Raw genomic sequence first — 1,008 nt, forward strand, 5'->3', positions numbered from 1 at the left:
CCCTCCAAAAAGCCGACCTCCTATGAATCATCGAAAACCCATCCTGGGAATCTCTAAAATCGTCGCGCGCTAAAAATATGCCAAAGTAGTGTTAGCCATTCATTGCAAGTTCGAACGACTGCTCTTTGGCGCAATGCTGCGATCCATCTGAAAGGATGAACGTCGCCAGCCGGTAATGACCTGTCCGTGACGCATGTCCGCCTCGCGCCACCATGAGCGGCCGTTTCCTCCCGGAGAGGTGAAGCGCGATGGGTCGCCATCTTGTTGCAATCGACTACTGCGCGCAGGGCAAGCGACAGCTGCGGTTGGGACAGAGGTGCAGCATAGGAGCGGCGAGTAGGGTCGAATCACTGCGAAATCGCGCGCGTCGCTGCCATGAGCCCAGCGGATTGGCATAGTCTTTCACCATTTAGCGTTTTCGGCGCAGGCGCAATATTGGAGCGACGGACTATCCTCGAGGCGCACTGCACGATGGGTTCGCGCCGTGCGGGCGTGGCGGAATTGGTAGACACAGCGGATTCAAAATCCAGTTCCGAAAGGAGTGCCGGTTCGACCCCGGCCACCCGCACCACTCACCTTTTGACTACGAATCTGGGGGTCAGGAGTTCGAATCTCTTCGGGCGCGCCAATCATTTCAATAATTTATGCACATTTCACCGTTTCAAATATCCATTCTGAAACGGTTTTTGAAACGGTTTTCGCGATTAAGTCGAGTCCTCCACCATTTCGCACGCTAGACATCGCCGCGCGTCGATTAAAGGCGGCCGATGAAGACGGATTGCAATCCTCTACCTTGCCAGAGTTGGGGTCGAGCGTTCGAATCGCTTCACCCGCTCCAGATTTTTTAAGAAAGTCAAAGGTTTGGCACGCCGCCCTTCGGGGCGGCGCCTTTGTTTTGGCTGCGAGATACCACGTGGGTAGGGCGGTGAGAAAGTAGATCCCATGGGGTGGATAGCGACCCGCTCTCTGACAGAGTGGTGTTGTTGAACCGGCCACCTGGAGACGACC

General features: G+C 55.6%; 1 protein-coding gene. It reads right to left on the minus strand.

Annotated features, from left to right (window positions below; translation table 11 throughout):
• Positions 1-642 precede the first annotated feature (642 nt).
• Positions 643-1,008, minus strand: a 366-nt coding sequence (locus VQ044_RS25340; RefSeq protein ID WP_331827910.1) for a hypothetical protein, incomplete at its 5' end; no start/stop codon positions are given.

This window comes from Aurantimonas sp. C2-5-R2 (assembly GCF_036549495.1).
Lineage (GTDB): Bacteria > Pseudomonadota > Alphaproteobacteria > Rhizobiales > Rhizobiaceae > Aurantimonas > Aurantimonas coralicida_A.